The following is a 23,516-nucleotide window of genomic DNA, read 5'->3' on the forward strand; positions in this document are numbered from 1 at the left end:
GATCTTGTGTGAGGGTAGTCCCGTTGCGTGTCGAGCGGCTAGCTCGTTCTGCGCCGCGTTGCCTGACGCGCCTAATACCAAAAGGCTTTGATCACGGTATGTCCCGCTAGCGCGGCCCGCCCGTAAAAGGTGCGCAGGTCGTTGTGGTAGCCGAGGAAGATGTTCCTGGCGGCGTTCTTGTCCTCCCACCCGATGTACGGCTTGGAGAGCTCCGTCCCCGCGACCTGCCAGCGCTCGTCGAACGAAACGGTCCGGAGGAACTCCGCTACCCCGCGCACCTCGGCCGGGTTGAGGATGACGAACGGCGGTCGGTCCTTTGTCGGGCTGTGTATGTGACGGCCGCCGAAGATCGGCAGGGTGTTGGCGGCAATCGTGGCGTCGCCCTGGTCCGCGCCCATGGTGTAGAGCTCGTGGACGTGGCCGAAGTCCTTTTCGATGGAATCGGCGATGCCAGCCGCGTACTCCTGCTGGTGGTCCTCCCAGGCGGCTCCCATGAAGTCAAGCAGCGACGAGAAATCCTCTGGGGCCTCCCTGGAGGTCGTGGCGCGCAGGTGCATGTGGAAGCTCACTGAGCTGCTACTCCTTGCCTTGACCCCTGCGTGGGACCGGCGGGTGGACCCGCTGCTCTGTCCGCTGTCCGTCGAGGGGGCTCTGGTTTACGGGCTTTGAATCTAGCGATGGCCTTGGTGGTGGATTGAGCCACTTCGGTGATCAGCTGGTCGGCATCGTAAACGCGGAAGGTGGTGTCGGCGGCTTCGACAGCGAGAGTGCGGCCGGCGTGGGCGATGCCGACGTGGATGCGTTGCCCGGCGATGACGAGGGCTCCTCGGCTGCTGACGCGGCGTTGGACCCGCAGCGGTTCGGGTGCTGGGGTGGGTGGGGGTCCGGCGGGGCGGGCGTCGCGAATCGTGGCGGTCTCGGCGGCTGTGAGGGGGTTGGGCAGGCTGCGCAGCAGGACGCCGGCGGCGGTGATCTGCATGAGGCCGCGGTCGAGGCGGACGGTGACGCGCCTGCCGGCGAAGTGGTAGCCGATGGGGTGTTGCCGGCCGGCGAGGCTGATCAGGCCGGTGGCGTTGACGAGCCGTTCGACCTCAATCGGGGCGCCGGCTTGGACGGTGCCTGTGGTGATCGGTGGTGGTCCGGCGGGTTGGGCGCCGTCGGCGAGGAGTTGGCGCAGGTGGGCGGGGGTGAGCCGGGACGGGACGGTCTTGAGTCGGACGCCGTCGATGAGCAGGTGAACGACGGTGGTGTCGGCCCAGAGGGTGACCGGGAGTCCGGCTCGGGTAGGGCTGAGCCAGAACTGTTGCCCGCAGACGGTGAGGTTGCCCGAGGCGGGAACGAGGCGGGTGACTTCCACGGGCGCGGGAAGCGGAAGCCCAAGGGGCCGCCGCAGAACGACTGGGCAGTGATCGGTGGGGTCAGGGGTTGGCAGCCGGCCGGGCCGCGCGGCCAGCACCGCGCGGCGTAGGGGAGCGCACGCCGGCCGCGTCGGCGAGCTGGCGGCGGTCGCGGGGTTGCGGCTAAGGCGTGTTTCAAAAGTGGAGTCTGATCGAAGTCACCGCGTGGCGGTGATCGACAGCTGAAGAGGTCTCCGGTAACTGGTTCTGCGACCAAGCAAGAACTTCATACCGGAGACCTCGTGCCCAGCGTAGCGGTGACGAGGCGGCATGACCTGACCGACGGGCAGTGGGCTGTTCTGGCTCCGTTGCTGCCTGCCGTGCCGAGGACGGGTCGTCCGCCGAAGTGGAAGAAACGACAGCTCATTGACGGGATCCGGTGGCGGATCCGGATCGGTGCCCCGTGGCGTGACGTCCCGTCCGAGTACGCGCCCTGGCCCACCGTCTACGGCCTGTTCCGCCGCTGGCAGCGTGACGGAACCTGGGACAAGATCCTGTCCGCGCTGCAAGCCGCTGGCGACGCGACCGGCCGGATCGGTTGGACGGTGAGCGTGGACTCGATGACCAGCCGCGCCCACCAGCACGCCGCCGGAGCCCGCACCGACGGGCATCTGCAGAAGGAGCCGCCCGGCGGGGTGCACGACGAGCCGGCCGATCACGCGCTGGGCCGATCGCGCGGCGGGCTGACCACCAAGACTCATCTGGCCTGCGAGCAGGGACAGAAGGTCCTCTCCCTGATCGTGACCGCCGGGCACCGTGGTGACAGCCCGCAGTTCATCCCCGTCCTGCGCCGCATCCATGTGACCCGCCTCGGCGTGGGTCGACCCCGCACCTGCCCCGACCTGGTCTTGGCCGACAAGGCCTACACCAGCCGCGGCAACCGCAGTCATCTGCGCTCACGCGGGATCCAGGCCTGCATCCCCAGCAAGACCGACCAGGACGCCCATCGCAAGGCCAAAGGCTCCAAGGGTGGCCGCCCACCCGCGTTCGACAAGGACCTCTACCGGCTACGCCACGCCGTGGAGAACGGCATCAACCGGCTCAAACGCCACCGCGGCGTCGCCACCCGCTACGACAAGCTGGCAGTCCGCTTCCAAGCCGTTCTCACCATCACGATCATCACCGAGTGGCTCTGACCGGCTTATGAAACGCGCCTTAGGGCGCCTCCGGCGGGGGCGCTCCGGCTCCAGGATGGCCGGGGCTCCGCCGGCGGGTCGCGGTCCGTGGGTGGTTACGGTAGCGCCATCCCACCGCCGAAGACCCGGGGCGAGCCGAGCAGACCGCCGCCGGGACCGCCAGCGTCCGTCCGTGCGTCAAGGCCGTCTTGACGTGGCGGCCCCGACGGCGGCCCGCTCCCACAAGGGCGGGTCGACGGCGACGGGATGGCGAGGTTCCGCTGGCTGGGTCAATGCCTCACCAACACGCATGCGACACGGGGCGGGTCGAGCATCCACCCGGCCCTCAGCTATTGATGGGGTCGCCAGATCTTGTCGGCGGCTGCGGGGTGGCGGCTGCGTCGATCGTTTGGGCGAGGGCCGTCAGAGTGGGTCGAGGCGGCGCTTGAGCAGGCAGAACTCGTTGCCTTCTGGATCGGCGAGGACGTGCCAGGACGCATCCGCAGGCTGACCGATGTCGACGAGTTTGGCCCCGGCGGCCAGGAGGCGCTCGAGCTCGGCGTCCTGATCGCGGTCGGTGGGGTTGACGTCGATGTGCAGCCGGGCATGCCCGTTCTTCGGCTCGTCGTTGCGGATGAGGAAGATCGTCGGCTGCGGGCCGCCGAACCCTTCGCGCGGGCCTATCTCGATGTAGACCCCCTCTTCGCGATCGAGCACTATGAAGTCCAGGACCTCGCACCAGAACCGCGCCAGCACCTCGGGGTCGCGGCACTTGAGCACGAGCTCACCGATACGGCATGCCATTGACGAAACCTGCTCTCAGCATGGGAACTGCCGGGGCGGCCGCACGCGGATATCATGGGCTCCCTGCAGTGCGAACAAGCTCGCGATCGTACCGGGTGAGGCGAGCGGGGCTGGACGAGGGTGCCCGTCGGGCTGAGCCCTGACGGTCGTCAGTCAGCAGGAAGTCAGCGAGACGCGCGACAACAGCCGTCAACCGTTGGTACGGGACAGCAAAGTCCCGGACGACAACACCAGTCGTCGGCATTGATCAGCAAGCATCAACTGTGTGGAGCCGCCTTTGCAAGGCAGGGGTTAGGGGTTCGAGTCCCCTGGGCTCCACCAGCACTTTCCTTGGTTGATCTCGGTCCCGAGTACAGCCAAGCGGTCACGCCGTCCGCTCCTGGCCGAGGACCCGATCTATGGCCGAGGCAGCCTGACGAGCCCTCGCCGGCAGAACGTGGCCGTAGGTGTCGGCCGTCATGAAGCTCTCCGCGCCCACCGCAAGGGGCCTAGCGGCAGGTCGGCGGAGCGTGAGCGCACGGATCTGCCGATGACAGTGCACTCGATCATGCCGACGAGAGGTGCACCGACTGAGGCGTCGCCACAGCTTTCCCGTGGGCGTTTTCAAGCCTGCATCGCCAACTCGGCACCGAGACGACTATCGAGCTGCCACAAGATCCTCTCACTGTTGGAATTCAAGGCCCGGAGTGAAGGACTCGAGTGACCGGGGTCACGCTCGGGTATGTCACGGATCGGAAGGCCGCCTTGTCCCATGGCCATGACGGAGATGAAGAACCAGAGTGTGATCGTGGCCGGAGCCAGTGGTGTTTTCGGCCGGCACATCCGCGAGGCGCTGACCGACGCCGGGCACACCGTGCTAGGCGTGGGCCGCGGCGAGGGCAACGAGATCCGCGCCGACCTGCTCGACCGCGACGGACTGCTGCGGGCGTTCGAGGGGATCAAGGCCGACGTCGTGGTGCACGCCGCGACCGCGTTGCGCAAGCCGCCGATGACGCACAAGGGCATGTTCGGCACCGACGACCTGCGGGTCACCGGGACCGCAAACCTGATCGAGGCGGCCAAACTTGCGGGCGTACGCCGCTTCATCGGCGAGAACGTCGCCGTCGGCTACGGCTACCGCGACTTCGGCGACCGCGTTCTGACCGAGGCCGACGAGTTCGGGGCGTCCGTGACGGACCCGAACATCAACCGGCACCTGGAGGGCATGCGGGAGAAGGAGCGCTTGCCCCGGGAGTCGGGGCTGGAGGCGATCTCACTGCGATTCGGCTTCTTCTACGGGCCGGGGGGCACCGAGACGATGGTGCACATGCTGCGGAAGCGACAACTGCCGGCGTTCAACGACCACGGTCACCTCTCGCCGTGGACGCACCTGGCCGACGCGGCCGCCGCCGTCGTCGTGGCGATCGATCGCGGCCGGCCCGGTGAGGCGTACAACGTCGTCGATGACCACATGGGCTTCGGGGAGATGATCCGGGCGATCGCCGAGACCTTCGGCACGCCCAAGCCGTTCACCGTGCCCACGTGGATGATGGCGGTCGCGCCCTACATGCACCTGATGCTCGGCGTCACCATGCGGGTCTCGAGCGAGAAGGCCCGCCGCGAGCTCGGGTGGCAGCCCGCGTACGCGACGGTGCTGGACGGGCTGCGGGCGCAGGCGCTCGGTCACGTCTAGCCTGTTCCCATGATCGATAGCCAGGTCTTCGCTCAGCATCGGCGGCTGCTCTTCGACGTCGCGTACCGGATGACGGGGAGCGTCGCCGATGCCGAGGACATCCTGCAGGAGGCCTGGCTGCGGTGCCGCGACGTCGACGGCGGCCAGCTCGCGAACCCCCGGGCGTACCTGGTCAAGACCGTCACCAACCTCTCGCTCAACCAACTCACCTCGGCCCGCGCCCGCCGCGAGACGTATGTCGGGCCGTGGCTGCCCGAGCCGGTGCTCACCGCGCCCGACGCGGGCCAGGAGGCCGAGATGGCCGAGTCGATCTCGATGGCGATGCTCGTCGTCCTGGAGACGCTCACCCCCGCCGAACGCGCGATCTTCCTGCTCCACGACGTTTTCGGCTACAACCACGCCGAGGTCGCATCCATTCTGGACAGGTCCGAGGTCGCGGTGCGGCAGACCGCGGTCCGGGCGCGGGCGCACGTCGCGGCCCGCCGGCCTCGCTTCGACGTCGACCAAGGCGTACGCCGAGAAGCAGTGGACCGGTTCCGCAAGGCCTGTGCCGGAGGCGACCTGAACGCGATGATGGAACTCCTGGCGCCCAAGGTGATCTGCTGGTCGGACGGCGGTGGCAAGGTGACCGCGGCCCGCCGGCCGCTGGAAGGCGCCGACAACGTCGCCCGCTGGCTGCTCGGGGTCTTCGCCAAGCCGGAGACGCAGAACACACGGCTCGTGATCACCGAGATCAACGGCGGGCCGGGCATCCTCGGCCTGGCCGACGGGCAACCGGCCGGGGCGATCTGCCTCGACTTCGACGGCGAGCGGATCACCGGCGTACGCATGCAGGGCAACCCGGACAAGCTCCGAGGCCTAACCCGCTGATCCCACCTCCCCCGTCGATCATGAACCTAAGATGATCCTCAACGGAACAGTTCCGGATCACCGTTCCATTCAGCCAGCCACATCAACGAGTACGCCGACAAGCGGTAAGTTGAACAGCCAGCGACCTGGTCGGCCACCGCAAACACGGCCACGTCGCCCTCAACGCACGGATTTGCCGAGTTGCATGCACTCGATCATGCCGGGCTGGCGGGTCGTAGATCGGTTCGGATTCGTGGTCCCGTAGCTTACAGTCGCTGCCATGGACCTCCCGACCAGCTTTCGCCGGCAAACGCGCCAGGCCCTGGAAGTGGCCGGGTGGCACGACGGCCGCGCTGTCGATACGACGCGGTGGGAGGCCCAACTGGCCGCAGACGGCTTTCCGGTCCTGCATCCGGTAGCTATCCAGTTCCTCTCCGGGTTTGGAGGCCTCACCTTTCCTGATGGCGGCGCCGGCGTCACCCGCGCCCGGGAGCCATTCACGCTCCTGCCGACCGAATGCTCCGGCGAAGCCGACAGATTCATCGCATGGGGCGAGCACATCGGCCGCAACATCGCCCCGATCGGCGAACTGGCAGGCGGAACGTGTTCGTGCGCATTTCTCGGCATCGACGAGCAGGAAGAGGTCTACCTCGTGATCGATGAGCTGGCCACCTTCGGCCGCATGCCGCAGGCCATGGACCACCTCGTTCTCGGATACATGCCCCGCGGCATCAACTGACGCCACGCCCGAGCAGCCTTCGCCGGATATCCGGACATGCCGCGATCCGCGCGCTACGCAGCGTCACGCGGAGCTGGCCCGGTTGCCGTCCGGACGTGTCGATGAGCGGATGTTCAGATCGTGGGGCAGGCGAGACGAAGGTCGCGGGACGAGCCTTGATCGTCGCTCTCGATAACCGGCACGTCCGGCGCGTAGGTCCGGACGGCGCCGCACGATGGTTGGGTCAAGGTGCGGTTGGTTCCACCAGTGGCGGCCGCTCGTTAGACCGGACCAACAACAGTCCAGCGCCGAGGACGAGCCCCGGTGCCATTACGAGCAGCACGGCCTCCGTGGGTCCCGACACCAACGGCACGTCCCACACACCGAATGGCCTTGGCAGCCCCAGGTGGATCGCAACGAACCCGGCCGCGCCCGCCCCCATCAGCGTCAGGACTCGACTGCGCACGGCCCGATCGACGCCAATGACGGTGGCCAGGGCCAGGGTCAGCACGACCGCGAATGTCAGGCCGCCAACAGCGCCGCCGAGCCGCGACGAGACGACGAATACGGCGTGGAACCCCGGATCGATGGAGTCTGCTTGTGACGGCCCGTTGTACTCCCCGAGTAGAGGAATCGCCGTCGCCGTGAGCGCGGTGACCGCTGCGGCGACTGCGAGCAGCCAACGCCCACGGCGTGTCAGCAGGTCCAGGCCGCGGCCGACCGAAGCGGTGGCGCTCAACAGCACTGCTGCCGCGACCGCCAGCAGCAGCGGCCATACCAGCAGGTCAAGCGGCGCGTCGTAGCCTTGGTCGCCCTTGAGGCGCGTTGCCACCACGACGATCTCGTACAACACGGCCGACCATGCGCCCAGCGCCGCAGCGGTCCGCCACCGCGCGAGGATGGCAATGCTAATCGCGACCCACGCGGCGGCGCGGGGCCAGGTCGCCGCCGGCACGGAGGCCACCGTTTCGCCTGTACGGGCGAGAAAGGCCGCCGCCTCGGCGAGCGGACGTAGCTGGCGGGCAGTCAGGATCAGTGTGACAACGACGGCGACAACGGCGGCGCCGTCCGCCCATCGGACTGGGCTGGACGGCTGATCGAGGGTTCCCATCGTTGCTTAAGACGCGCAATCCCCCAGCATGGTTGCAGGACACCTCCGCAGCGTGGTGCGGCGCATCGGACGAGCGGCCGTAGGGCCACCCGGAGATGTACGAGGGCCCACCCGATCACTCTTCTGCCGCCGTTCGTGCGCGTCGGCCGCCGGTATGCACATCACTGGCCGTAGCCGGTCGCTCGCTGGCGTGGCGTCGCTGATGGGCATCGCGGCCACGGTGGTGCTGGTCATCGGCGCGCTTTTCGTGGTGGTGGCTCCGGTGCTGTGGACCGTCGGGGCCGACGGGGCGGTTCACGACTGGTTCGCCTGACGCGCTTGTCGCTGCCCCGGCTGCCGCCTTACGGTCACGGCCGGATTTTGCTAGGTTGACCGCCGTGGCCGTCGTACGGGCGTTCGAGCACGACGATTACTCTCCCGAATATGGACTCGTCGTCCTGCGGGACCCGGACGACTCGGGGGAGCCGGGCGACGATCCGGAGTTGCCGCGCGGGAGTGACCGTGAAGACGAGCCGACCGGCACGTTCGCCGGAGCTGGCGCCGGCTGGATCCTGTGTCAGGCCGGCGACGGCCACCACATGGTGCGTGTGGAGCTGCACGACGGCCCGCCGCCAGCTGACCACGCAGGCTTCGACGACGTGCTGGAGACTCCCTACCGTGCGAGCTCCCGGGGTCTGTCGCTGACCGTGCTGACCGGCGGCGCCGGTCCGGCCGACCTCGAGCTGGGTGGCGCCGGCTGCTACCGGGTCCGGGTGGCACGCCGGCGGGGCGACACCGAGGACGGGTTCGGGGATCGCTGGTTGCTGCGCTTCTGGCCGGATCCGGCACCCGAGCCGCCGGTCTGGCTGGCGCGCGGCCGGCCCGCCGTCGGTCCGGGCTACAACGGCTGGCAGTCCGAGCTGCAGTACGAGCCGATGGAATTGGCCGGCATTGTCAACGCCGCGGCCCGTGAGCACGCCGGGCCGGTGACCGTGGAGCACATCGACGACTGGGGCCGCGCGCACTCGCGCCTGCCGGGATGGCTCGACGCGCCGCTGTGGCAACCACCCCGGGAGCCGTTGACCACCGGCCACGCCGACCTCGACGAGCGCAACGCCGCCCAGCGCGCGGAGGTGGTGGCTCGGCTGGCCGGGCAGCAGCGCCGGCTTGACGGAATCGCTGCCGAGCTGGGCGTGCCGCCGGTGCGCCGCAAGCGTGACCTGCTGCCGCTGCTGGCCGCCGCCGGCATCCTGGTTCGCGAGGGCCCGGACGGCTACCGCGCCGGGCGGCCGGCCCGGGTGGACACGGTGCTGTCGTTACCGCCCGACCGGGTCCGGTCCGTCCGGCTGCAGGACGCCCGCAGCCGGTTCGGCCCGCTGGCGGAGGATCTCGAGGCGGTGCTGAGGTGGGCATCCCGGGCACCGCTGGAGACCACGGCCGCCGAGCTGGCCGAACGGCTGCTGGTGAGCGAGGCAGAGCTGCGCGACGGGCTGGCCTTCGCGCAGCGGACGGGCCTGCTGCACGCCGACGGCGGGGAGCCGCTGCAGCTGTGGCTGGGACGCCGCCCGAGCCCGGCGTCGGCCGCCCCGACCGCGCCGGCCACCCCAACCGTACCGGCCGTCCCAACCGCGCCGGCCGTCCCAACCGCGCCGGCCGCGCCCGTTACACCGATCGGGACGTCGGTCGCCGCGCCGATGCTGTCCGGTCCGGCGCCGAACTCGGACGGCCCGTCGACCAGAAGCTTCCTGCTGGGCGCGATGGCGCGGGTGGCGGGCGATGCGGCGGACGGCCGCGGGATGTTCGTGAGGTTCCCGCAGCGCAACCGGGAGGAGCCGCCCGGCCCGCCGTTCGGTGCGCCGCCGCGGGCCGGCGTGATCGAGGCGAACGGCACCCTGGTCGGGTGGCGCGACGGCGCGCGGGTGGACCTGGCCCGGCTCGAAGCCGCGCGCTGGAGCCGGGCACTCCAAACCAGGCAGGGCGTGCTTGTGGTGAGCCACGGGCACCCGGCCCGGTTGGTCTCCGCGGCCGGCGAGGTGACCGAGATCGACGAGGTGCGGATGCCGGGCGTGATGCTGCTGGGCGACGGCCGGCGGGTGGCGGTGGTCGACAGCAAGCACCACCGGCGGGTGTCGCGGTACCAGCTGCGGGTGATCGACCTGGGCGGCGGCCCGGTGGAGACCATGCCGTGGCCAGACGACCGGGGGATCGGCCTCGTCGGGGCGTACCGCGACACGGTCTTCTTCGTCGACCACCAGGCCCGGTGGGCCACAATGCGCTGGACACCCGGCACCGACCCGGAGCGGTACGCGCACCCGGTGCAGCAGGTCGACCCGCTCACGGGCACCGGCAGTGCGCGGAAGGTGGAGGGGATCACCGTAGTTCGGCCAGACGGGACGACGGTGACGGTGCCGGTCGACCAGATGGCCCGGCTCGCGCCCGGCGGTGACCGGTTGTGGACGGTGCGCTCCAACCCGCCGGCGCTCACGCTGTTCCCGGTCGAGCCGGGAGCTACGGTGCAGCCGCAGGTGTGGTGGTTGCCTGAGGACCGCCGGCGGTCCCCACAGGGGACGTATCGGGAGCCGGTCTGGGAGGACACCGAACACGTGCTGTTCGGCTACCACCCCTGGCACTTCCCGCGCGAACCCGCTAGCGGAGTACGGCTGTCGGTGCGCGACGGCGCGATCGAGCGGTTACCCGCCGTCGGCTCCCGCGGGCAGTCGGTGATGTTCGTGGAGCCGCTGTTGACGCCGTAGCCCTTTGTGCAAGGACGTCAATGTGGACTTTCATAAGGCGGCCACGACGATGACGACCGCTACCCAACGGATCACGCCGATCGTTGCCCCTCGCCGAAGATCAGACACACGCATCTGGTTCCCATCTAGGTCAAGGGATCATGGCAACCTTGTTCTAGGCTTCTTGGTGGCGGGTCCGGGTTGTGACTTGTCCGAAGAGGCGGCTGTCGGGATAAGGCCGTCCGCGCTGGATTGCAGAGTCGCTCCCGAGTGTCCTCCCGGACCCGTTTCACCAGCTCGGCCACGTCTTGCGTCGTGGATCATTCGCTTGTAGACGACGTCGGACAGGTGGCGTTTGAAAGCGCGGAGCGCTTCCATCGTGGTTTTGCCTTCGGTGAGGCGGCACCGGTAGTAGGCGCGGCCGGGCGTGTCACGGCCTAGCTGGACGACGGCCATGGTGAGACTCGGTTGATGCGACGGTTGCCGGCGCGGGACAGTCGGTGACGGCGCTGGTCGCCGGAGGACGCCTCGAGTGGGGCGGTGCCGTTCCAGGACGCGGAATGCGCGGCGGTGCGGAACCGGTGGATGTTACCGATGTCGCCGATTAGCCGGGCTGCGCCGGACGGGCCGATCGGACAGGGAGCTGCCGTGCTAGGTGACGAGCTGGCGCAACTGCTGTCGGCGCCCCGGATCTTGGCGTCGATCAGGGTGAGTTCCTCGATGAGTTCGCGGGCCAGATCGTGGCGGGTCTGGGCCACGATGTTCTTCGGCGGTGGGGCGGTGCGCAGCAGGTAGCTGGCCTGGCCGCGGGTGAGGAGCTTCTTCGCTCCGCCGGGGATGAGCTCCAGTAGCAGGTGATGGATGCGGCTGATGATGTCGGTGCGGGCCCGGCCGAGTTCGTCGCGGCGATCGGCCATCAGACGCACCACGACCGTGACGTCGTCGGGGGTGACGGTGCGCAGGTTGCGGCTGCGCAGCCCGGCGACCGCGACGCTGTGCGCGTCGACCGTGTTGGTCTTGCGGCCCTGGCCGGTGTCGAAGACCCGGACTCGTGCCGACAGCTTCGGTGGTACGTCGAGCACCGGTCGCCGTCGGCGACCAGGCGCTGGGCGATGTGCCGGCCGATGCCGGAACAGCCTTCGACCGCCCATACCCGATCGTTGAAGGCGCACACGGGGGACTTCCTGCCCGTCGCCAAGCCTCTCGTAGACGAGCTGCCGCATCCATCTGCATCGGATCCTTCATAGGGGCGGGCCCAAATGTAGGCAGGAGGGGCGCTACGGCTGTCGACAGCAACGCCGACAGCAACCGGGCTGGACGGCAGCAGGCCGGCCGGCACGGAGACGGACGGCACTCCGAGCGTATGGCCGCTCACGTACGAGCGCGGATATGTTGCACAGAGCTTTAAGCGAGGCGTCGCCGTAGTCTTACGCCCGTGGATCCCGCTCAGCCAACTCCCCGGCGTGAACGAGCTCCGGGTGCAGTCGCAGGACGTTCTGGCTCAGCCGGGCTGTGGGTGAGGCTGTGGGACCGTCTGGCTCCTGCCGCAAGGTCGACACCTACCGGCCTCCAGCGCGACGAGTCCGGTACCAGCGGAAGGCATCGTGTTCGACGATCAAGGCAAGACGAGCGGCGGGATTCTGCTGTTCGTCCACGAAGGCCAACTGGCGGACCTTGAGGTGTACTCGTACGACGATCCGCTGCCGATGCCCTCGCCCGATCGGGTTTCGTGGTTCCTCAGAGATCGCTGAATGACTCCTGCGCCGTCAAGGGTGAGCAGCCAAGCGAGCAGCCAAACCCACGAGCAGAGGCGGACTATGACGAACGGGGACGCCAGTTCACGCCCGGTCGGCACCCCTGCAAGCAGGAGCCCGGGACCGACTCGTAATGCGCGGATCTGTTGACGCTGGCTGACTACCGCGACCAGGCTCCCCCCCGACGGGGGTCGTGACCTGACACCCGCCAGTGTTGGGTAGCGCTATGCCCGGACCCAGTGGTTTACCAAGGACACCACAGCTGCCTGCTGGGACTGGATGGCTTCTAGGTCTGGGAAGGTCACGACGCCCCGGTCGGGTGCCAGCCATGTCATCAGCCCAGTGGGATCTTGGAAGGTGAACTCGGCAAGGTCCGATCGGACCTTCGCTCCGCGGTGGAAGATGAGTTGCAGACGGTCCGCGGGTCGAAGCCGGAAGGTCACCCGGTCCTCTCCGTTGTACCGGAAGCTCGGGGCGTTCCATTTCACATGCTCTGAGATGTCAGCGTTTGACGCCAAGATTGCCAATCTCAACTCCTCGACACCGGCCTTCAGCGGGTGATTGAGAGTCTCCATGAAGTCGTCAACCTCGCCAGACTTGCTTGGCACCTGCCACGTCCTTCCGTGGTGTTATCGAAGGATGAGAGACCATCAGTCTGACATCTGCGGCTGACATCAACTGTTGCAGACGGCGGTGGACAGACGCGGACTCGCGGCCGGGCCGGCCAGGATGTGGCAGACGTCGCTGAAGGCACGGCACAAGCTGGAAGCGCCTTGTAAGCAGATGTCGCTGGCTCGATTCGAGTCGGCTACTCGACCAGGCATGTCCCGCGGGCCGGCTACCGACGACGCGGTGTCTTAGGAGCCCTGCTGGCGGAGTAGCGTGCGGGAGCGTGCTGCGAAGTTGGAGGCTGGCGGGTTTCATGCTGGTATTCGCGGTGGTCGTGGCAGCTACGCGGTTTGCCGAGCGTTCGTACGGGCCCGGTGCCGTTGAGCTCCTAGTGTTCCTTTTGATGGCGTGGCTGATGTCTCCGCTGGTCTTCCCGGTTCAGTTGGCGCCGTTCAAGCGCAGCGCGGACGATGGCCGGCCAATCGTCTCCTGGCGGCCCGGCTGCCAATACTGCTTACGGCTGCGACTCCGGCTCGGCCGGGACGCCCGGCTGGCGTACTGGGTCAATATTTGGAGCGATCCAGCTGGTGCCGCTGCGGTCAGGGCGGTAACGGGGGGGCGATGAGACGGTGCCGACTGTTGTGGTCGAGGGACAGCCTTTCGTTAACCCCGACCCGCTCTGGCTGCGTGACCAGCTGTGAGCCTCCTAGCGCCGCCAGGTTCATCCGGAGCAGCCACAACGAGCAGCCAAGCCGGCGAGCACCGACAGGCTGAGTTCCCCCCGCTTTGCTGGAGCGGTGGTTACCTGCTGCCGGCTGGTGCAGGGGTGGCGATAGGTGGCTCGGCCTGGTCGTGCTGGCTGGTGTGCCAGGCGGTCTCGTATTCGTCGGGGCTGAGGTAGCCGAGTTCTTTCTGGATGCGGTGGGTGTTGTACCAGCCGTCGATGTACGCGAAGATCGCGTTCTCGGCCTCGTCGCGGGTTCGCCAGCTCGTGCGGTAGACGAGTTCGATCTTCAGCGTGGACCAGAAGTTCTCCATCAGGGCGTTGTCGTACGAGTCACCGACGGAGCCCATGGACGGCAGGATTCCGTTGTCCTGCAGCCGTTGCGTGAACCGGAAAGACGTATAGTTCGATCCCCTGTCGCTGTGATGGATCAACTGGCCGTCTCGGACATCGCGTGACCAGATCCCGTATTCGAGGGCGGCGAGGATCAGGTCGGTGTCGCAGCGGTCGGAGGTCTTCCAGCCGACGATCCGGCGGGAGAAGACATCGCGGACCGCCGCCAGCCAGAACACGCCCTCACCGCACGGGATGCGGGTGGCGTCGGCGACCCACAGCCGGTTCGGCCCGGCGGCGGTGAACTGCCGGTTGACCAGATCTGGCGCCGGCGTCGCCCGAGGGTCCTGCCGGGTAGAGCCGCCGCGCCAGCCGCGACGCAGGAACGCGCCCTGCCAGCCCTGGTCGGCCATCAGCCGCTCGACCCGCTTGCGGCCCACCCGGATGCCGTCACGGCGGAGCTGCCGGTGCACTCGGTCCGCGCCGTAGGTGTGCCCGGACGCGCTCCAGATCTCGTGGATGTTGGAGATCAGGCCCAGGTCGACCATGTCGCGGTCGCAGGGTTGTTCGGCCTGCTTGACCCACGCGTAGTAGGTGGAGGCGCCGACGTTGAGAACCCGTAACAGGAGCGCGACCGCGAACTGGTCACGGTGTTCATAAATGAACGTCATGACCGTCGCCGGGTCGGGTCGAGCTCCGCCGCGAAATACGCGCTCGCCGCTTTCAGGATCTCGTTCGCCCGTCGCAGCTCGGCGACTTCCTTGCGCAGCCGGCGGTTCTCCTCGGCCATCTCGCTGGTGGGCCGGTCGTGACGCTCGTCAGCGTCGGCCTCGGCCTGCCGGATCCAGTTCCGCAAAGCCTCGTGATGCACGCCGAGCTGCTCGGCGAGACGCCGGATCACGGGCTTCGGGTCCGACTCGCGATACAAACGCACAGCACGCTGACGCAGCTCGTCGGGGTACTTCTTCGGTGCTGCCACAGAAACTTCCTCCCCACGGCCATCAGACCATGATCAAGAAGCTCCATGAAAGCGGGGGTGGCTCAGGCGGTTGCGGACCCGAACAGCAGTTGACGCGGCTCGAGCATCCGTGAAAGCAGGAACCGCCGCAAGGACCGCCTTGCCCGGTCGATCCCCACGGATAGGCCGGGCGTTCCGCCGTGGTCGTAGACCGCCTGAACCTCCGCCAGGTATACCGCTTCGACCAATTCATCCCGGTTGAATCAGTTATGGTCGAGAGTACCGATACGGACCCCGTCCGGCGGGTCACCTCCGCCAGGGTGGCCTCCGCGCCCAGTTCGCCGAAGACGCCGCGGGCCGTGCGCAGGATGGCGTCGAAGTTGCGGGGCGGCGTCGGCGACGGGGCCGCCGGCGAGCCAGAATCGAGATGACCATGACGTCTGGCTCCCCGTCCACCCCGCCCACGATCATCATTGGCGGCGACCTTCCGGTCGGACGGGTCGGCTTCGGGGCGATGCAGCTCACCGGCGACCAGGTCTGGGGCCCGTACCCCGACCACGAGCGTGGGCTGGCGCTGCTGCGCGCGGTGGTGGCGGAGGGCGTCACCTTCATCGACACCGCCGATGTCTACGGGCCGCACACCAACGAGCTGCTGATCCGCGAGGCGCTGCACCCCTACCCGGCGGGGCTGGTGGTGGCGAGCAAGGGCGGCTTCGTCCGGGGCGGCCACGACTACTCGACCCTGGGCTGGGTGGGCAACCCGAAGTACCTGCGGCAGTCAGCCATGCTGAGCCTGCGCCGCCTCGGCGTGGATCGGTTCGACCTCTACTACCTGCACAGCGGGTACGCGACCGACGCCCCGTTCGAGGACCAGGTCGGCGAGCTGAGGAAGCTGCAGGACGAGGGCTGGATCCGGCACATCGGGCTGTCCAACGTCACCGTGGCGCAGTTCGAACTCGCCCGGTCGATTGCGGAGATCGCCGCGGTGACCGCCCTGTACAACATCGGCAACCGCACCGGTGCGGACCTGCTTGCGGCGGCGGAGCGGACCAGAGCGGTGTTCTCGCCCTGGCACCCGGTCAGCCTGCGCGACGGCGGGGACAACGCCGGCCAGGTCGCCGCCGCCCTCGCGCCGATCGCCGCCCGGCACGCGGCCACGCCCCAGCAGATCGCGCTGGCCTGGCTGCTGCACCGCTCTTCGGCGATGCTGCCCATCCCCGGCACCACGAGCCTGGCCCACCTGCGGGAGAACCTCGCGGCGGCGCGGATCGCGCTGAGCGACGCTGAGGTCGCGGAGCTGACCGCCCTCGTTCCCGAGACCGCCGCCTAACCGGGCACCGCCTCCCGCAGCTGGACCAGCTGGATGCCGGGAAGCATGCTCCGGCCACTCTCGGAAGCAGCGAGGAGGCAGCAGACGTGTCACCTGCGGCCGACACGTAACGACAGCAGGCGGGGTCGTAGCTAGGCTGAGAGGGACGGGACGGTAACCGATGGCAACAGACGATGCGCCGTAGCGGCGTTCGGGACGAAGAGGTCACGTGACGAAGGTGCCGGCCGGACTCATAATTTCGTCTCGCGCCAGCGGTATCGACGCCGACAAGCCGCCGTCGTCCACGGCGACCGACAGGCGGATCCGACCCTCGCCGTCATCAATGGCGTAGCTGACCACGCTGTACCGCTTGCCGTCCTCGCCGACGACCAGGCGCATCTCCTTGTCGTCGAGCATCGCGCACCACTCGCCATACCCGGTGCGTCGCCATTCCGCCAGGCGTGCCTCGGCGAGCTGCGCTTCGGCCTCCTTGTCCAGCCCCACGCGCTCACTCTTTCACCCCGGGTGGCTGTCGACAGCAACGGTGACAGCAACGAGCCACGACAGGGACAGCCGCCCGCCGCCGGGCGCGCACAGTCGTCCGAGGTCGCGAACGCGGACAGCGACGCCGGACGACCTGCACACAGCTTGTAAGCGAGTGTCCGTGGCCAAGCGTCGGGCCGTCTCTGGCCCGTATGCGGCCGAAGCCTCAAGCTTCCGCGCCGTTCCGGAACGTGTCAAGGGATTGAGGCCAGCGGGAGTTAAGCGGCTTGTGGTTCGGGTTCTGGCTTGTTGATCCAGACCTGGTCGGGCAGGTCGAGGATCTTGGGCAGGAGCCGGGTCGTGCTGAACCGGTGCGGGTGCGCGGCGCGGGCCGCGGTCAGGGTCTGTTCCCGGCCGGCCCGCACGGTGTTATGCCGGCCGTGGTGGACTTCGGCGGGGGTGTGCAGGCCGATCCCGCTATGCCGGTGGGCGTGGTTGTACCAGGTCACGAAGTCGGTCATGAACGCCCGGGCGTCGGCGAGGGACGCGAACCGGTCCGGGAAGACCTGCGCGTACTTCAACGTCTTGAACCAGGCTTCGCTGTACGGATTGTCGTTGGACACCTTCGGCCGTGAGTGCGAGCGGGTCACGGTCAGGTCTTCGAGCAGGTCAGCAACCGACTTCGAGGTCATCGAGGTGCCTCTGTCGGCGTGGACCACGTGCGGGACACCGTGGACGTCGAACACTTTCCGCATCATGGCCTCGGCCAACGGTCCGGACTCGCGGGCGTGCACGCGCACCCCGACGATGTACCGCGACCAGATATCGATCATCACGTAGGCGTCGTAGTAGACGCCCTTGGCCGGGCCGGCGAGTTTCGTGATGTCCCAGCTGTAGACCTGCCGCGGCCCGTCGGCGACCAGCTCGGGACGCTTGCGGGCCGGATGCCGGGCCAGCCTGCGACGCTCACGCACCTGCCGGTACTCGCGCAGGATCCGGTACATCGTGGCAATCGAGCCCACATACACGCCCTGGTCTAGCAGCGCCGCATAGATCTGCGCCGGAGCGGCGTCGACGAATTCCGGGCTGTCCAGCACCGCCAAAACCTGCTCCCGCTCGGCGGTGCTGAGCGCGTTCGCCGGCGCCCGCCGCGGCGAGGCCGTCGGGCTTGGTCGGCGCCGGTCCCGATCCGCGCTGGCCCGGGCGATCCCGGTCACCCGCGCCGCGTCCCGCGTCGTGGTCCCCGCATCGGTCAATGCCTGGTAGGCGTCCATCAACGCCTGCCGAGCCCGAACACGTCCGGACCGTCCGGCTCGCTCCTGGAGATGTCCTCCAAGAGCTCGCGCGCTTTTCCCATGATCTGCAGCGCCGTCTCCGTCCGCGCCAACCGCGACTGCGTACGCTCCAACTCACGCCGCAACCGGGCGATCTCCGCCTGCTCGGCGCTGGGCCGCCCGACCGTCTCCCCGGCCGGCTTGCCCTGCAACAACCCGGCGTCCCGCGCCCGGCGCCACTCCGACATCAACGACGAGTACAAACCCTCCCGCCGCAGGAACGCCCCACCCTCACCCGCCGCCACGGCCTGCTCATACCGGGCCAGCAGGTCCAGCTTCTGACCTGGGGTGAACGACCGACGCGCCCGCGGCCCGTCCGAGCGTGGACCTCTCTTACGACTCATGACCCCATCCTGGGCCGCCACCATGTCAACAGCAGTATCCAACGCTTCTCGATCCTGAACTCGCCCCGTCAGACGGACTTGCTACGAGCCGCTGGCCTCAACTCACCCTGACAGACAGGGTTCGGCCGGACTGCGGGCGCCCGGGCCAGTCGCCACCGCGTCGCGCCGTAGCCGAGCAGGAAGACGATCGCGGCCGCTTCCAGGCTCGGAATCATGGTCGCGGCAAGGGCCGGTCGGCTCGGAGCAGTCAGGGCGCCGAAGAACGGGTCAGCGGTCATGTACAGCGACCCGCAGATTGGGACGACGACGGCCACCGTAACCGCCCACCAGCGGTTGAGTAGCGCGGCCAGGCCGATCCCAACGATCGCGAACAGCGGGACACCGGCCGCCGCGCGAAGCACCACCGGCCACACCGACTCGTCGGCCAAGATCTGTACCGGCAAGAAGATGTCCTTCGAGGCCACTTCGCGCCGAACCCAGTGGTCGGCGACCACTCTGGGCGCCAGTGGCAGCACTGCGGCGAGGTCGGCCACGGCGAGGAGCACACCGAACAGCGCGGCCACGCCCGCCTTCGCTATTAAGTACCGGCCGGGACGGGGCGGCGGGGGGAGCCGGGCCGGCGGGGATACCAGGGCCGGCAGGGAGAGCCGGGCCGGGCGGCCGGTCAGCCATGGATCACGCAGTACCAGGAACGCCCCGGCCGCCAGCGCGGCCAGTTGAGCCCAGCCGAGGCCCGAGGTGTGGATCGCCTTGACGTCGAAGTGATACGCGTCAAGCTGTTCCTCGAAAGTCTGCGGGTCGTAGTAGACGTAGAACATGTAGGCGTCGTCGTTGAACGAAAGACTGCTCAGGCCGGCGAGCGCGACCAGGGGCGGCAGGAGCCACAGCGCCCGACTGCGGGCCAACCCGCGCAACTCCTGACGCAACAGACCGCTCATCGGCGTCAATCTACCCGTTGGCCGATTTGGCTCGCGGACGGCGCCGGGCGGGGCCAGCTCCTGCTTACGTCTGCCTTTGGCGGCCAGGTGGTGAACAGATCCGCTGTCTCACCGGTCGCGTTGCCGTCCGGGTGATCGCCCGTGGGAGCTTTGCTACCGGCAGTGGCGAGGAGCAGCCAACCGAGCAGCCAAGCCCGCGGACGTCAGGGGACTGGTGCGCACGCCGGCGCCAGCCGGATCGAGCGGCGCAGCGCCAAGACCGTCGGGGTCGCTAGCGACTCGTAATGCGTAGGTCTCGGTGACCGGTCAAGCTTGCGGACGTCCCGGACGGTGACAGACGCCGCGACTATCGCCGGGCGCGCCTTACAAGCGAGTGGTCAGGAGGGGAAAGCCCTGGCGTGCCCGTTGCGTGCCCGATGCCGCAGTCGCCGACGGGCAACGACGGTTAAGGCATGCTGCCTCGCGAGGCGTCTGGTCAGCGGCAACGGCAGGTAGCAGGGTCGAGGAATCCCGAGCGCCGACAGTTCCTAAACCGTGTGTCGGCCCCGCGCGCCTGACATCTGCGGCTGACATCAACGATCGCGGGCGGCCAGGGACGAAGGCGCACCCACCACAGTGACGACTAGGACGTCACGTCGGGTCTCGGGACCTGCGACGGCTGACTGGCCCGCTCAGTCGGGGACAGGGCAGGTGCCAGGCGGTAAGGAAGGCTGCCCGGCCGCCGCAACCGCCTGGTTGGCCTCCGTTGGCGTGCGGATGCTCTCGAACGCGCTTCCCAGAATGACATCAATCCGGTCGTTGGAGCGGTGGATGTCGAACTCGGTCTTCACCTGTCCTTGGATGTATGACGACACGAGCCAGCCGGCCCCGACTGTCTGCGGCCCGTAGCGGATCACGGCCGCTTCGGGATAGCGTCGCCCGTCCCGGTACCGGTCGGTTGTGGAGAGCATCTGGAAGCCCCGCTTCCCGAGCTCCACGAACACCGTGAGCTCAAGTCCTTTGACGTCGCTCGCATTGAGCACGTTCAGCCTGGTCCCGTCCGGCCTGGGTACGGTGAGATCGACGGGAACCAGCCCTGGGGGACAAGTCGGCGACGCGTTTGGTTGAGCTGTCCCTTGGGCAGTCGGCATCGTGGGGGCGTCGCACCCCGACACGGCCAGCGCGGCGATCGAGGCGGCGAGGATACGTACCCGCGTCTTCACGATGACGACCATAGCCAGCCGTCGACAGCAACGGCGACAGCAACCGGGCTGGACGAGGACGCCCGTCGGCAGAAGCGTGCGGACAGTCGCCCGAGGTCGCGAACGCGGACAGACGACGCCGGACGACCCGCACAGAGCTTGTAAGCGAGATGTAGCCGCGGGGTTCGGCTGGCCTGGTCGTAACCGCCGCTGGCTCAGTCGTCGCAGAAGGAGTCCTCGTACTTGGGCCAGAAGGTGACCTCGACGCTGTAGTAGCCGGGCCGACCGGCTTCATCGCGGAAGACGCTCAACCATAGGCAACGATCCCGCAGCGTCTTCATGGCGAATACAAGCCGCCGGTCTGAGACGTCGAACGTCCACCCCGACTCGCGGGCAACCGCCTCATAGTGGCCTCGAATCTCCTCGTCCGACAGGTCACTGCGATACTCGACGGTCACCTCGCCGAAGATCTTGCTCTCACTGTCGCGGCGACCGTCGGCGCACGGCTGCTGCACGGTCGGCCCGCCAATCGACGAAGCGCCTGCCGGCACCCGCTGAAACACCGCCTCATCAGCTAGCTTCGTCGGCTCGTTTGGTGCGGCGATGCACCCGCCCGTGATCGGTGAGAGAAGCGTGTAGACCGCCTTAGCCACGACAGGTCGCGCGAGGTAGCCACCGGCAGCGCATACGACGAGCATGACGGCGAGGCTGGCCGCAATCCTCAAGAACCGCGCTCGCCAACGAGGATGAGGCTCGCCATTCACGACGTTCACCCTACGCAGCGACTGCATTGGATTGGTGCCCGCTTGGCAACGTGCGTACGAGGCCCAGGCCGTCGGCGACCGCATCCGGTACAAGTTTCGGGCTACGGCGGAGACGACCAAGCCGAGGGCTGGAGGCAGCGACGAGGCAGCAGGCCCTTTGATCTAGGCGGGTAGGAGGCAGCAGAGAACATCTCGCGTCAGCTGCTCGGTCGCACTGGTCGACAACGCCCGGCACGAGTCGACGAGCTGTGTCCGCTTCCCCCCGACGGGGTCATGAACGACGGATCGGACGCGCCCGAGCCGACGAGATTCCCTTGGGGCGTGTCACCACTGCTCATCGAGGGCTGCGATCTGCTTGCGGAGGGTTCGGGCATCCTTCGGAGGCAGGACCACAACGGCGACGTCCAGGATCCAGCGCAGCTCGGGCGGATTCGGACAGCACTCCATCACCCCACAGCCGGAGGTGGGGTCCCACAAGCGATGCCATGGGTGGCGCACGAACCATGACCAGGTCCGCAGTGCATCAGTGACGGCCTGGTTCCAGAGGCGGGTGCGTTCGAGGTAGGCGATGGCTCTCAATCCCCGGACCGAGAGCCCGGGGATGACAGAGGTTGATCCGTCAAGCGGTCGCCGGTAGATGGAGTCGGCACGCAGTTGTGCGGGGCGCCTACGCGGCATTGCCCTTTCGTGGAGTCGACATGCCGATCATCGTTGCACATCCGCATTCGGCTCACCTGCGCGACGACCTACGTGCGTGGGGACCGGACCACGACGACTCCCACGGTGGGGGTCGGCCTGGGTCGCGGCGGAACGGCTGTCGACAGCAACGCTGACAGCAACGCCGCCGGACGGCGGCCCGCTGACAAGCGCCAGCACGGCCGGGCGGGTAGGGCGGTGAGGACCACGACCAGGCTGAGGGCCTTGTTGAGGATCACGGCCTGCAGAGCGGCGAACCCGAACAGCATGATCAGCAGGGGCAGAGGGAACTCGGCGCCGCCGAGGCCGATCATCCCGCCGAGCACGCCGACGGCCGCGGCGGCGGCGAACGCCAGTGCCAGCGCCAGGAAAGAACGAACGGCGGGGCGGTCGGGCGCCGGCGAGGTCGGCACGCCCGAACCCTTTGCGGTAGCGGCGGACCTGGATGTGGGCCAGCGGCCGGCCTTCGAGTTGAGCTGGTTAGAACCTGACTCTTATCACTGGGTCGGTTTTCGGCGGGTCGTAGGGCGTTGACCTGGGGTTCCGGTCGGGAGGTTGCGCACTAATCGTGGCCTCTAGGCTTGTCGGCCGTGTCGCCGTACGTGCGAACGGTGAGGACGGCCTCACCCGCGAACTCACCGAGATCCATGAGCAGTTGGCCGTGGCCCACGCTGACCTCCGGGAAGCTCGCCGGCCAGCTGGCGCAGCCGTACGTGACTGACGCCCAATCGACCGTTGCCAGCTGTTCGATTTCCTCATCCCATCGAGTCGGTCAGGCGGCGCCGGAGAGCCGTCTTCACTCGCCCACCGACGTGCGGGAATTCGGTTGGTCCCAGGTCAACGCGTGGTTACGGTCTTCCACTGTGACACGCCCAGGTTTTGACTCGTACCTGATCTGCGCGACGCCCCGCTCGGGAAGTACCTTGCTGTGCGGTCTGCTGGACTCGTCCGGGGTTGCCGGCCACCCAGCCTCCTACTTCAATCGCAAGAGTTTGAATGAGTACGCCGACGACTGGCGTATAGCACGACCGCGTGACGGACGGATCGACGAAGCGTTCGTTCGAGCGGCGCTAACCGCCGGCAAGACTTCGAACGGTGTCTTTGGCGGGAGGATCATGGCAGAGACGCTGCCGGAACTGATAAGTGGCCTTGCCGCCGCCGCATCTACACCAGCGGTGACGGATGTAGACCTATTGAGCGCCCAGTTGGGTCAACTCAGATTCGTTCACCTGCGTCGACGCGACGTCGTGGCCCAGGCGGTGTCGTGGGCAAAGTCACTGCAAACCCATTTCTGGCATCCGGGCGAAGCCGTCGCGCCCGGAGGTCAGGATCCTCATTACGACGAAGAGCTGATTGGTCGGCTTGTCGCCACGATCGAGAGATCCGAGGCGGACTGGACAGTCTGGTTCGCCTCTCACAGCATCGTGCCTTGCGAGGTGACGTATGAGGAGTTGGCGGCAGATCCGCCCCGCACTGCACAAAAGGTGCTCGACTATCTCGGTCTGAATGTTCCGCCGGATCGGCAACTGGTGGTCGGGCACCGTCGACAGGCCGATCAACTCAACGCAGACTGGATAACGAGATTTAAGTCTCGCTGAACCGTCTGTTCTACCCGAGCGTCTCCCGCTAGCAGTCCGGGCGACGGCGGAATGGGGTCGGAGAGTCATCCGGGGCATAAGACGCCGTGAAACGTCGTCAACCAGCGAGGAACC

The 23,516-nt window shown here is 68.1% G+C and carries 22 protein-coding genes and 1 pseudogene; 9 read left to right on the forward strand and 14 right to left on the reverse strand.

All coding sequences use genetic code 11. From position 1 onward, the window contains the following. Positions 1 to 71: 71 nt before the first annotated feature. Both OG470_RS21470 and OG470_RS21475 read right to left on the reverse strand, forming a co-directional pair. The gene (locus OG470_RS21470; protein WP_328414856.1) at positions 72 to 569 is read right to left on the reverse strand and encodes a DUF1877 family protein; all 498 of its coding nucleotides are present in this window, start codon (positions 567 to 569) and stop codon (positions 72 to 74) included. Next, a complete protein-coding gene (locus tag OG470_RS21475) occupies positions 566 to 1,357 on the reverse strand; it encodes a hypothetical protein (protein ID WP_328414858.1) in 792 nt (263 codons plus the stop codon). The genes OG470_RS21470 and OG470_RS21475 overlap by 4 nt, the downstream gene beginning before the upstream one ends. Positions 1,358 to 1,654: 297 nt before the next feature. Here OG470_RS21475 and OG470_RS21480 point away from each other — a divergent pair, with 297 nt between their 5' ends. Beyond that, positions 1,655 to 2,533, forward strand: a complete 879-nt coding sequence (locus OG470_RS21480) for an IS5 family transposase (RefSeq protein ID WP_442930925.1) — start codon at positions 1,655 to 1,657, stop codon at positions 2,531 to 2,533. A gap of 402 nt (positions 2,534 to 2,935) precedes the next feature. Here OG470_RS21480 and OG470_RS21485 read toward each other — a convergent pair whose 3' ends face one another. Beyond that, complete coding sequence (locus tag OG470_RS21485; RefSeq protein ID WP_073837923.1) at positions 2,936 to 3,316, reverse strand: VOC family protein; 381 nt, start codon at positions 3,314 to 3,316, stop codon at positions 2,936 to 2,938. A 751-nt stretch (positions 3,317 to 4,067) separates the two neighbouring features. Here OG470_RS21485 and OG470_RS21490 point away from each other — a divergent pair. The 3 genes from OG470_RS21490 to OG470_RS21500 all read left to right on the forward strand — a co-directional run bounded on the left by OG470_RS21490 (position 4,068) and on the right by OG470_RS21500 (position 6,576). Beyond that, complete coding sequence (locus OG470_RS21490; protein WP_328414862.1) at positions 4,068 to 4,988, forward strand: NAD-dependent epimerase/dehydratase family protein; 921 nt, start codon at positions 4,068 to 4,070, stop codon at positions 4,986 to 4,988. A gap of 9 nt (positions 4,989 to 4,997) precedes the next feature. Then, the gene (locus OG470_RS21495; RefSeq protein WP_328414864.1) at positions 4,998 to 5,858 is read left to right on the forward strand and encodes an RNA polymerase sigma-70 factor; all 861 of its coding nucleotides are present in this window, start codon (positions 4,998 to 5,000) and stop codon (positions 5,856 to 5,858) included. Between the two features lie 259 nt (positions 5,859 to 6,117). Further along, positions 6,118 to 6,576: an SUKH-3 domain-containing protein gene (locus OG470_RS21500; RefSeq protein ID WP_328414865.1), complete on the forward strand. Its 459-nt coding sequence runs from the start codon at positions 6,118 to 6,120 to the stop codon at positions 6,574 to 6,576. A gap of 223 nt (positions 6,577 to 6,799) precedes the next feature. On the opposite strand, the gene OG470_RS21505 is transcribed toward OG470_RS21500, so the two are convergent. Then, complete coding sequence (locus tag OG470_RS21505; RefSeq protein ID WP_328414866.1) at positions 6,800 to 7,666, reverse strand: hypothetical protein; 867 nt, start codon at positions 7,664 to 7,666, stop codon at positions 6,800 to 6,802. A gap of 154 nt (positions 7,667 to 7,820) precedes the next feature. On the opposite strand from OG470_RS21505, the gene OG470_RS21510 reads away from it, so the two are divergent. Both OG470_RS21510 and OG470_RS21515 read left to right on the forward strand, forming a co-directional pair. Next, on the forward strand, positions 7,821 to 7,979 hold the full coding sequence (locus OG470_RS21510; RefSeq protein WP_328414868.1) for a hypothetical protein: 159 nt from the start codon (positions 7,821 to 7,823) through the stop codon (positions 7,977 to 7,979). 64 nt (positions 7,980 to 8,043) lie between these two features. Further along, positions 8,044 to 10,398, forward strand: coding sequence for a hypothetical protein (locus OG470_RS21515; protein ID WP_328414870.1), 2,355 nt, complete (start codon positions 8,044 to 8,046; stop codon positions 10,396 to 10,398). Positions 10,399 to 10,814: 416 nt separating this feature from the next. On the opposite strand, the gene OG470_RS21520 is transcribed toward OG470_RS21515, so the two are convergent. Next, the gene (locus tag OG470_RS21520; protein WP_328414871.1) at positions 10,815 to 11,459 is read right to left on the reverse strand and encodes a transposase; all 645 of its coding nucleotides are present in this window, start codon (positions 11,457 to 11,459) and stop codon (positions 10,815 to 10,817) included. 522 nt (positions 11,460 to 11,981) lie between these two features. Between OG470_RS21520 and OG470_RS21525 the strand changes: the two genes are divergently transcribed. Continuing rightward, positions 11,982 to 12,128: a hypothetical protein gene (locus OG470_RS21525; RefSeq protein ID WP_328414873.1), complete on the forward strand. Its 147-nt coding sequence runs from the start codon at positions 11,982 to 11,984 to the stop codon at positions 12,126 to 12,128. A gap of 227 nt (positions 12,129 to 12,355) precedes the next feature. Here OG470_RS21525 and OG470_RS21530 read toward each other — a convergent pair whose 3' ends face one another. The 3 genes from OG470_RS21530 to OG470_RS21540 all read right to left on the reverse strand — a co-directional run bounded on the left by OG470_RS21530 (position 12,356) and on the right by OG470_RS21540 (position 14,776). Beyond that, positions 12,356 to 12,739 carry a DUF1801 domain-containing protein gene (locus OG470_RS21530; RefSeq protein ID WP_328414874.1) on the reverse strand — a complete coding sequence of 128 codons (384 nt, stop codon included), beginning with the start codon at positions 12,737 to 12,739 and terminating at the stop codon, positions 12,356 to 12,358. An 802-nt stretch (positions 12,740 to 13,541) separates the two neighbouring features. Further along, the gene (locus OG470_RS21535) at positions 13,542 to 14,468 is read right to left on the reverse strand and encodes an IS3 family transposase (RefSeq protein WP_328414876.1); all 927 of its coding nucleotides are present in this window, start codon (positions 14,466 to 14,468) and stop codon (positions 13,542 to 13,544) included. Further along, a complete protein-coding gene (locus tag OG470_RS21540; RefSeq protein ID WP_328414877.1) occupies positions 14,465 to 14,776 on the reverse strand; it encodes a transposase in 312 nt (103 codons plus the stop codon). The genes OG470_RS21535 and OG470_RS21540 overlap by 4 nt, the downstream gene beginning before the upstream one ends. Before the next feature lie 406 nt (positions 14,777 to 15,182). On the opposite strand from OG470_RS21540, the gene OG470_RS21545 reads away from it, so the two are divergent. Continuing rightward, positions 15,183 to 16,085: an aldo/keto reductase gene (locus tag OG470_RS21545; RefSeq protein WP_328414879.1), complete on the forward strand. Its 903-nt coding sequence runs from the start codon at positions 15,183 to 15,185 to the stop codon at positions 16,083 to 16,085. Between the two features lie 204 nt (positions 16,086 to 16,289). Here OG470_RS21545 and OG470_RS21550 read toward each other — a convergent pair. From OG470_RS21550 to OG470_RS21575, 6 genes and pseudogenes are all read right to left on the reverse strand, one after another. Further along, positions 16,290 to 16,618: pseudogene (locus OG470_RS21550) on the reverse strand (hypothetical protein). 207 nt (positions 16,619 to 16,825) lie between these two features. Next, positions 16,826 to 18,249 (reverse strand): IS3 family transposase gene (locus tag OG470_RS21555; protein ID WP_442931204.1). Its coding sequence is split into 2 segments (ribosomal slippage): positions 16,826 to 17,892 and positions 17,892 to 18,249, totalling 1,425 coding nucleotides; the frame shifts between segments, so codons are not numbered across the junction. A 44-nt stretch (positions 18,250 to 18,293) separates the two neighbouring features. Further along, positions 18,294 to 19,163, reverse strand: coding sequence for a hypothetical protein (locus OG470_RS21560; RefSeq protein WP_328414880.1), 870 nt, complete (start codon positions 19,161 to 19,163; stop codon positions 18,294 to 18,296). Between the two features lie 671 nt (positions 19,164 to 19,834). After that, positions 19,835 to 20,365: a LytR C-terminal domain-containing protein gene (locus tag OG470_RS21565; protein WP_328414882.1), complete on the reverse strand. Its 531-nt coding sequence runs from the start codon at positions 20,363 to 20,365 to the stop codon at positions 19,835 to 19,837. A gap of 194 nt (positions 20,366 to 20,559) precedes the next feature. Further along, a complete protein-coding gene (locus OG470_RS21570) occupies positions 20,560 to 21,108 on the reverse strand; it encodes a hypothetical protein (protein ID WP_328414884.1) in 549 nt (182 codons plus the stop codon). Between the two features lie 746 nt (positions 21,109 to 21,854). After that, positions 21,855 to 22,217: a hypothetical protein gene (locus OG470_RS21575; protein WP_328414886.1), complete on the reverse strand. Its 363-nt coding sequence runs from the start codon at positions 22,215 to 22,217 to the stop codon at positions 21,855 to 21,857. A gap of 234 nt (positions 22,218 to 22,451) precedes the next feature. Here OG470_RS21575 and OG470_RS21580 point away from each other — a divergent pair, with 234 nt between their 5' ends. Continuing rightward, positions 22,452 to 23,402 carry a Stf0 family sulfotransferase gene (locus tag OG470_RS21580; protein ID WP_328414888.1) on the forward strand — a complete coding sequence of 317 codons (951 nt, stop codon included), beginning with the start codon at positions 22,452 to 22,454 and terminating at the stop codon, positions 23,400 to 23,402. Positions 23,403 to 23,516 lie beyond the last annotated feature (114 nt).

This window comes from Micromonospora sp. NBC_00389 (assembly GCF_036059255.1).
GTDB lineage: Bacteria > Actinomycetota > Actinomycetes > Mycobacteriales > Micromonosporaceae > Micromonospora.

What these genes read in the sequence shown, in the direction of transcription:
- OG470_RS21485 (WP_073837923.1), bottom strand. Translation starts at nt 3,316, where the DNA reads ATGGCATGCCGTATCGGTGAGCTCGTGCTCAAGTGCCGCGACCCCGAG.
- OG470_RS21490 (WP_328414862.1), top strand. Translation starts at nt 4,068, where the DNA reads ATGGCCATGACGGAGATGAAGAACCAGAGTGTGATCGTGGCCGGAGCC.
- OG470_RS21495 (WP_328414864.1), top strand. Translation starts at nt 4,998, where the DNA reads ATGATCGATAGCCAGGTCTTCGCTCAGCATCGGCGGCTGCTCTTCGAC.
- OG470_RS21500 (WP_328414865.1), top strand. Translation starts at nt 6,118, where the DNA reads ATGGACCTCCCGACCAGCTTTCGCCGGCAAACGCGCCAGGCCCTGGAA.
- OG470_RS21505 (WP_328414866.1), bottom strand. Translation starts at nt 7,666, where the DNA reads ATGGGAACCCTCGATCAGCCGTCCAGCCCAGTCCGATGGGCGGACGGC.
- OG470_RS21510 (WP_328414868.1), top strand. Translation starts at nt 7,821, where the DNA reads ATGCACATCACTGGCCGTAGCCGGTCGCTCGCTGGCGTGGCGTCGCTG.
- OG470_RS21535 (WP_328414876.1), bottom strand. Translation starts at nt 14,468, where the DNA reads ATGACGTTCATTTATGAACACCGTGACCAGTTCGCGGTCGCGCTCCTG.
- OG470_RS21545 (WP_328414879.1), top strand. Translation starts at nt 15,183, where the DNA reads ATGACCATGACGTCTGGCTCCCCGTCCACCCCGCCCACGATCATCATT.
- OG470_RS21560 (WP_328414880.1), bottom strand. Translation starts at nt 19,163, where the DNA reads ATGAGCGGTCTGTTGCGTCAGGAGTTGCGCGGGTTGGCCCGCAGTCGG.
- OG470_RS21580 (WP_328414888.1), top strand. Translation starts at nt 22,452, where the DNA reads ATGAGCAGTTGGCCGTGGCCCACGCTGACCTCCGGGAAGCTCGCCGGC.